The organism is Novosphingobium sp. (genome assembly GCF_027489515.1).
Taxonomy (GTDB): domain Bacteria; phylum Pseudomonadota; class Alphaproteobacteria; order Sphingomonadales; family Sphingomonadaceae; genus Novosphingobium.
In genome coordinates this window covers 1-6,764 of record NZ_JAIXZS010000068.1, presented here as the reverse complement: position 1 = coordinate 6,764, position 6,764 = coordinate 1, and the positions used below count along the sequence as shown (strand labels likewise).

The 6,764-nt window shown below is 58.9% G+C and carries 8 protein-coding genes and 1 pseudogene; 5 read left to right on the top strand and 4 right to left on the bottom strand.

What is annotated here, in order from left to right; genetic code table 11:
• Both Q0082_RS11885 and Q0082_RS20130 read right to left on the bottom strand, forming a co-directional pair.
• Positions 1-245, bottom strand: a pseudogene (locus Q0082_RS11885) (efflux RND transporter periplasmic adaptor subunit); the annotation flags it as partial.
• Between the two features lie 137 nt (positions 246-382).
• Positions 383-874 carry a toprim domain-containing protein gene (locus Q0082_RS20130; protein ID WP_366522557.1) on the bottom strand — a complete coding sequence of 164 codons (492 nt, stop codon included), beginning with the start codon at positions 872-874 and terminating at the stop codon, positions 383-385.
• Between the two features lie 129 nt (positions 875-1,003).
• Between Q0082_RS20130 and Q0082_RS20125 the strand changes: the two genes are divergently transcribed.
• A complete protein-coding gene (locus Q0082_RS20125) occupies positions 1,004-1,165 on the top strand; it encodes a hypothetical protein (RefSeq protein WP_366522556.1) in 162 nt (53 codons plus the stop codon).
• A gap of 242 nt (positions 1,166-1,407) precedes the next feature.
• Here the strand turns inward: Q0082_RS20125 and Q0082_RS20120 are convergent, their stop codons facing one another.
• The gene (locus Q0082_RS20120) at positions 1,408-1,674 is read right to left on the bottom strand and encodes a WGR domain-containing protein (protein WP_366522555.1); all 267 of its coding nucleotides are present in this window, start codon (positions 1,672-1,674) and stop codon (positions 1,408-1,410) included.
• A 6-nt stretch (positions 1,675-1,680) separates the two neighbouring features.
• Between Q0082_RS20120 and Q0082_RS11875 the strand changes: the two genes are divergently transcribed.
• From Q0082_RS11875 to Q0082_RS11860, 4 genes are all read left to right on the top strand, one after another.
• Complete coding sequence (locus tag Q0082_RS11875; protein WP_298192796.1) at positions 1,681-1,872, top strand: hypothetical protein; 192 nt, start codon at positions 1,681-1,683, stop codon at positions 1,870-1,872.
• A gap of 386 nt (positions 1,873-2,258) precedes the next feature.
• Entirely contained in the window at positions 2,259-3,413 is a 1,155-nt protein-coding gene (locus tag Q0082_RS11870) for a replication initiation protein (protein WP_298192793.1), read from the top strand.
• Positions 3,414-3,582: 169 nt separating this feature from the next.
• Positions 3,583-4,785 (top strand): AAA family ATPase, encoded by a 1,203-nt coding sequence (locus tag Q0082_RS11865; protein ID WP_147161271.1) that lies wholly within the window; start codon positions 3,583-3,585, stop codon positions 4,783-4,785.
• Positions 4,786-4,833: 48 nt separating this feature from the next.
• Positions 4,834-5,853, top strand: coding sequence for a ParB/RepB/Spo0J family partition protein (locus Q0082_RS11860; RefSeq protein WP_147161270.1), 1,020 nt, complete (start codon positions 4,834-4,836; stop codon positions 5,851-5,853).
• Here Q0082_RS11860 and Q0082_RS11855 read toward each other — a convergent pair.
• Positions 5,813-6,764, bottom strand: a 952-nt coding sequence (locus Q0082_RS11855) for a hypothetical protein (RefSeq protein ID WP_366522553.1), incomplete at its 5' end; no start/stop codon positions are given. The genes Q0082_RS11860 and Q0082_RS11855 overlap by 41 nt on opposite strands.

Here is a 6,764-nt window from a genome sequence, read left to right as displayed (position 1 = left end):
CCTGCCGGGATCACGATTTCGCCACTGGTCATGCGTATGGCCGATGCGGTGCCCGTCCCGATCCGCTCAGTGACAATCCCGAGCCGCTTCTGCGCTTCCGGCGTCAGCTTCAGGCGGACAAGCTCGGTCTCGTGGGCGATTGCCTCGCTGTGGACCGGGGGCCTTGTCGGCGCAGTGGGCTCGCTTCCGCACGCGGTCAGCAGGATGGCAGGGGCGATTGGGACAAAAATCAGACGTTTCCGCATAGCCCCTCGCATAAAGCGTCAGCATTGGGGCAGCGTTGGCGTTGCTATACAATTTCCCAATGTTGCAGTGTAATTCGAGCGAGCAGCTAGTCGTTTGGCTTAGGGAGAACATCCGATCGCAGCCATTCTGGGTCTGATCAGGGGGGTGTAGGTCTACTGACAAAAGATCTCGTAAGACGAGAGTGGTGTTGTCTAGATCCTCGTCGTTCTTCTGCGAACGAGTTTGCGGAAATAATGCGTTCGTTCGCTTCCGCCCAATCATCGAGATTGCCTGGAGGAATTCGAAGGATCTGAAGGCCGGGTCTGGCGTAAGCGATCGTCGCTCGATGTGCTGCCCTTCGTCCTGGCGAATTGTTGTCCTCGGCTATGATCAATGTGTCGAGCTCCGGCGGCAGCTTAAGGATTGGCAAGCGAGAAGCGCCCATCGCTGCCCAACAAGTTACGCCAGTCAGACTGGTGAAGGCGGCAGCATCTTCGAAGCCCTCCGCTACTGCGAGAACTCGTCCACTCGGTGCTGGTTGCCATGCCCCCTGCCCGCAGCGTCCGAGCAAGAACTTGCCCCGATGCCGGCTTGTTCTCGGATCGAGAATGATGCGTTGGACTGCGACAAGGTGACCACCGTCCCGCACAGCTACGAGCAAGGCCTGATGAAGTGCAGTGTTCGGTTTTCTGCCTAATGGGCACTGCGAAAGGAAACGGACGTCGGGAAGGTCTAGGGGTAGACATCTGCCGACGAGATAGCGCTCTCCCAGCGTTCCTTGAACGTCGATCGCATCATCCCACAGGCGCTGAGCCAGTCGCCTGAAGTCCAGACTTCGCGCTGGACGGGCTTCGACGGCTCGTACTCGATCAGTATTTCGCAGGACCCGCATGATGTCCCGTGGATTGCACCCGGCAAAGCAATGCACGAGGACACCTGAGGTGCCTTGCCGGATCGATAGTGAAGGCGTCCGGTCATCATGAACGGGGCATCGGCACATAGCGTAAGAGCCGTGCCAAGTGCCGCGCAGGGCTGCGACGAGGTTGATGGTGTCCTGGGTCGGTCGGAGTTCTGTCAGGGTCATAAGCTTCCCCCAAGCTCTCCCCCTCCCCTTCCCTCCATGAACTGGGGAACCTCGATTGCCCTTTGCGGTGACATTGAGTGATCGACAGTCGCCTGCAGTTACCCGACTTCGTGGTAGCGAACTCCAATTCGCTTCAGTGCGCTCGCTCGTCTTTCCCTGATTAGCTTAGCTATCGCTTCGGCTTGTCGCATGTTCTGGAAGCTTTCGGTCAGGCTCTGCCCCCGTGAACCGATTCGGCCCCAACGGCGTTCAACTACAGTCCACCCGAACAGGTCGGTTTGGATCCAGAGGTTGTATTCTCGCGCAACGTTGCGCGATGTGTCTATGGCCTGCCAATGCCATGACTGGCTGATTGGTGTCTGCATCGTGGCTTGGTGGCAGAGGCATGGACAAGCGGTCCAACCGGAAATCTGAATCACAGCAGCGTCAGTGATTCACTGAAGCGATTGGAAGGCGATATCTGGCCGATCACCTTTAAAATCATCATCATAAAAACGCCGCTGCTTGCAGCGGGAGGATTTCTGATTCTAGGGATTCAGATTCGGGACCGATTTATGGTCTGAATTCAGAGGCCTATGCCGTTTTGCCTGACCCGATGGGGGTGTTAGGCTGACCTTATGGGGGCTACATCCTGACCTAGCGGGGGCTTTCCCCTGACCTTCTGGGGCATTCCTGACCAATTGGGGGGAGAGCATCTCTCGGCAGATGCAGCAGGCCGTTCGAGCATTTCTTCCTGCCTGTTTTTGTAAAAACTGACCCCTAGCTTGCGTTCGTTTATGGTGCTTGCCGACTCGCAGGAAATCCGACGATTCCGCCATCCCATCCCTGCCCTTCAATCCTGACCTCTTGGGGGCTGCAAATTGAATTCTAACCTGACCTGACTTGACGCAAGAGGTCAGGTCAGGCAGCAATCATGCTCCCAAGAATCAAGCTTTGATCGCAATATGGCATGGAAACTGATGATAGCCCAATAGCCGAGGCTCTCGATGAGAAGCCGGAAGAGGGGTCACCTGGCCGTGCGATGCGTGTTGCTGCCGCATTGAAGGCAAAGGGCGGCGACGAGTTCGCCAAGCCGGGCAACATCATCGAAATCAAGTTCGTGAAAGGTGAGTCGCTCAGCCTGACGGCATCGCGGCTCCTAGCCCTCATGATCCTGACTGCCGGAGGGGATGCGTGGGAAGATCGTCCTCATCGCATTCGCAAGGCCGACATCCGCCGAGGTCACAAGGGCAATGAGCGGATCAGCGACATGCTTCAGGAACTTCACCGGACTCTCTTTGCCGTTGATGACAAATCCTGGCGCGGAAAGAAGGCCACTCTCCTGTTCTCCCTAATCTCGCGGTCTAAAGAGGAGACCGACGAGGATGGCGGAGAGACGGGTTGGATCGAATGGGAATTCACGCCCGATGCGCGTAAGCTGATCCAGGCGTCTGAGACTTATGCCGTGCTCAACCGGCAAGCGGTTTTGGGCTTCCGCTCGAACTATGCGCTCAAGCTTTACGAGCTTGGAGCTCTTCGTCTCCATCGCCGTCAAGCGACCTGGAGGGGGGATATGCAGGCGCTTCGTGCAGCTCTCGGCATACCCCCGGACGTTTACACGGATTTTGCTCAACTTCGGCGTAAGGTGCTGGAGAAGGCAAAGTCCGAGATTGACCAGCTGGCGCACTTCCGTGTGGAGTGGCGCGAGATCCGGCAGGGACGTACGGTCACCGAGCTTGAGTTCCGTTTTGAGCCGAAGGGCGCGCCCGAGGTCCTCGAAACCGTGGATGAGCTCGACCGGCACTCAGCGGGACGCCAAGCTAGGCGCACTGGCTCCGTCGAGACCGTAACTGCGGGGCAGGGGACAATAGCAGCACCGCCCGACCCGGCACCTGCCATCAAACAGCCAGAGTCCACATTCCCTTCTTCTGGCTCGATCCGCTTTGGGCACGCCGATCTGCTTGAGGTCGCTCAGAAGCACGGTGGTGGTTGGGATGTCGATCTCATCGCGAGCGGCTTTCGCGAACATATGGGCAATCGGTTGGAGAAGCTTCGTGGCGCCAAGCTGATCGCGGCGTGGAAGGGCTTTTGTGAGGGGTGGGTAAACCGGCGCGGGCGGCCCTGAAACGCCAAAATTGCACGCGTGCAATTCGCCATGCCCCCACCGAGTCAGGATGGGTCGTCGCCGCCCCGAAATTTGGCCGACAAGGCAGTTCAACTTTCGAAAATTCTGAATTTCTTGACCGAAAAGCGCAAGTGGGTGTAGCACGCTCTCAATTGCGAAAGGACAACATGTGTCTAACGGACTTCAGATCGAAGAAGCCGAGCGTTTGGTCTCGGTCGCGACACTGGCCAGTCGTACCTCATCCGTACTCGAGAAACTCCGCGATTCCGCGCGAAGCGCCAGGGCAGACGATCGCCGTGAACCGACTTTTACGATCGGCAAGGCGGCTGAACTTGTGGGCCGGACGCCCGCTGCGATCCGGGATGCCGAGAAGGACGGCCGACTGCCCGAGCCTGCGAGAACCGACAATAACAGGCGAGAGAGATACACGCTTGCCCAACTGAACGACATGCGCGGGGTCTTCGGGACGAGGCCATATCGGGCGCCAAACGACCCCTGCTGCGTCGTTGCCGTCCAGAACTTCAAAGGAGGGGTGGGTAAATCGACATTGGCGGTTCACCTCGCGCAATATCTGGCCATCAGAGGCTACCGCGTTGCGCTTGTCGATTGCGACAGCCAGGCCTCGGCGACGACACTCTTCGGCTATGTGCCGGATCTCGACCTCACAGAAGATGATACCCTCTATCCGTTCCTGCGAGAGGGGGAGCGGTCATCCCTGGATTACGCGCTCCGCAAGACCCACTTCGATGGCTTGGAGCTGATCCCCGCCAACCTTCGTTTGTTCAACTCTGAGTATGAGTTGGCCGCGCGGATGGCGCAGGGGAACGGAGCTCTCCTTGATCGCCTGAAGGAGGGCATCGAGAGTATTTCGGATCGCTTCGATGTCATCGTCATGGATCCTCCGCCGGCGCTTGGTGCGATCTCGTTGTCTGTGCTTCGGGCCGCTAACGCATTGGTCGTACCGGTCCCACCGACCGTCATGGACTTCTCCTCGACAGCTGCATTCTTGTCGATGCTGGATGAGACGATCGAGCAACTTGCTGACCGCGGTCTTGCCCCCGAACTAAAGTTCCTCCGCTTCGTCGCGTCGAAGGTCGATGAGAACAAGTCGATGCAGAAGGAGCTGTTGCAGCTGATGCGGACGCTTTTCGGTCACGCGATGGTTCGCACGCCTCTCAAGGATTCGGCTGAGATAGACAATGCCACGGCCCGGCTGATGACAGTCTATGAGCTTGATGGCCCGGCCACGAGCTCTGCGGTTCGCAACCGCTGTCTGAACTATCTTGATGGCGTCAATTCGGAGATCGAAGTCGACATTCGATCGATGTGGCCGAGCCATCAGAAGCGTCTCCGTCAGGAGGCCTTGGTATGAGCCACTGGGAAAATTGCACGCGTGCAATTCCGCTAAGGGGAGGCTTGCATGAGTAGGAAGAACAGCGGTTTTGCGGCCGATCTGGCAGCGGGCATCGATCTCGGGGAGGATGCTGCAGCCCCTCGTAGATCAAGCATTGCCTCCAACGTGCTTACCGGGCGCTCAAACCGCCTTGCCGATCTAGCCTCTGGAGCGATTGTATCTCGCACCCATGAGCTCGTTGATCCGGCAAGATGCCGCATGTGGGCTGGCCATAATCGCGACTACGCCTTGCTCAATGAGGAGCGCTGTGCGGATCTGATCGAGAGCATCAAGGCACAGGGACGGCAGGAAATCCCGGCAATCGTCCGGCGATTGTCCGGAGAAGATGGCTATGATTTCGAAGTCATTTGTGGCGCACGGCGTCACTGGTCGATCAGCTGGCTACGCACGCACAACTATCCTGACTTCAAGTTTCTGGTCGACGTCCGCGAGATCGGTGATGAGGAAGCATTCCGGCTCGCTGATATCGAGAATCGCGCAAGGGATGATCTTACCGATCTCGAGCGCGCGAAGGACTATCTCCGGGCACTGACGGCCTACTACGAGGGTCGTCAGAAGACGATGGCCGAACGGCTCAAGGTTTCGGAGAGCTGGCTCACACGGTATCTCGATCTGGCCCGCTTGCCCGAGGAGTTGACCAGAGCATTTGCAAATCCGCAGGAGCTCGGAATTCGCAATGCGATCGCACTCAAGGCGCTCATGAAGCCGGAGGATCGGAAGGAGAGGGCTTTCCGGGAAGCGGCGCGGCTTGCCGCAGAGCGCGAGCGGACCAACCATTCGCCATCGGTTCTGGAGGTAATTAAGGCGCTTTCGCTCGCGGCTGATCCCCCCAAGAAGTCAGGACCCCCCAAGAAGTCAGGAAAGGCCGAGACCGTAGCCAATGCGGTGGGCCAGCCTGTGCTTCGGATTGAGGGTGCTGATCGCAAGGGTGTCCGAATTACCTTGCTGAACAAGGGCGGTGCGACACGGCAGGAAGCCGAAGAAGCTATTCGCGCGGTACTAGATCAGCACTGGCCGGTATCATAGCGCTGTCGGTCTCGCGCAGGAGCACCATACCTGCTTCTTGCAGCGACATCACCGATTGGGAAGCGGTACGCTTTGTGACGCCAAGTCCTCTGGCAAGTTCCGCCCTCGTCAGCGGGCCAAGGCCGACGATCATCCGCCAAGCATGTGGGGCGGTTGACGAGGCATAGAGGCGTCCAGCGAGCTGCTTGCCGGCCAGGGTGACAGCATCTCGCATCACCCGCAAATCAGCCTCAGCCTTGTTGGAAGCTGTCTCGAGCGCCGAACGGAGAAGGACGGGCAGGGGCTCTTCGTGGAATTCGCGGAACAGGGCCCGCGGCATGATGCCTGCTAGCGCCAGCGGGGCAGACCCCAGTCCAAAGAGATGGGGCCTCATCGCTGCAGCTAGTGAGGCAGCCCAGGCAGCACCTCGCGGTGCCGAGCGCGTGATAGCTATCCCGCCGACCTGGACCATCTCGCTGCCGCCTTCGAAGAAGTCGAACTCCTCGCTCCGCAGCTCTTCAAGCCACTCGAGCAGGGTGCCCTGAGGATCCCTGCTGGGGAGCAAGGCGTCGAGCCGCGCTATCGCGCTGTCTGCGGGGGCATAGGCTTCGGTGAAGCCTTCAGTCTCGCCCTTGGCTGCCAGGACTTGCTTGGCAGCTTTGGCGAGGGCAGGGGGCGCACGTCGGCCGATCCACGACAAAAACTGTCGGCGTTCCTCCGAGTACCACGAGCGGACAAGTTCGCTCGCGTTCACTCCCGGATTGTGGGCGATTCCAAGATTATCAAAGGGATAGTCGCGAACATGCACGCGCCATAGGCGTCGCAGTGAAGCGAGCGCCAGACACTCGGCGAGTTCCGGTGTGATGAAGGGGAGGGCACCTTCAATCCGCGCAAGGGTCAGTTGCCAGGGAGAAGGGTAAAGTGCCATCGGT

Bases quoted from the DNA above. Each gene is read 5' to 3' on its own strand.
- Q0082_RS20120 (WP_366522555.1), bottom strand. From the start codon at position 1,674: ATGCAGACACCAATCAGCCAGTCATGGCATTGGCAGGCCATAGACACA.
- Q0082_RS11870 (WP_298192793.1), top strand. From the start codon at position 2,259: ATGGAAACTGATGATAGCCCAATAGCCGAGGCTCTCGATGAGAAGCCG.
- Q0082_RS11860 (WP_147161270.1), top strand. From the start codon at position 4,834: ATGAGTAGGAAGAACAGCGGTTTTGCGGCCGATCTGGCAGCGGGCATC.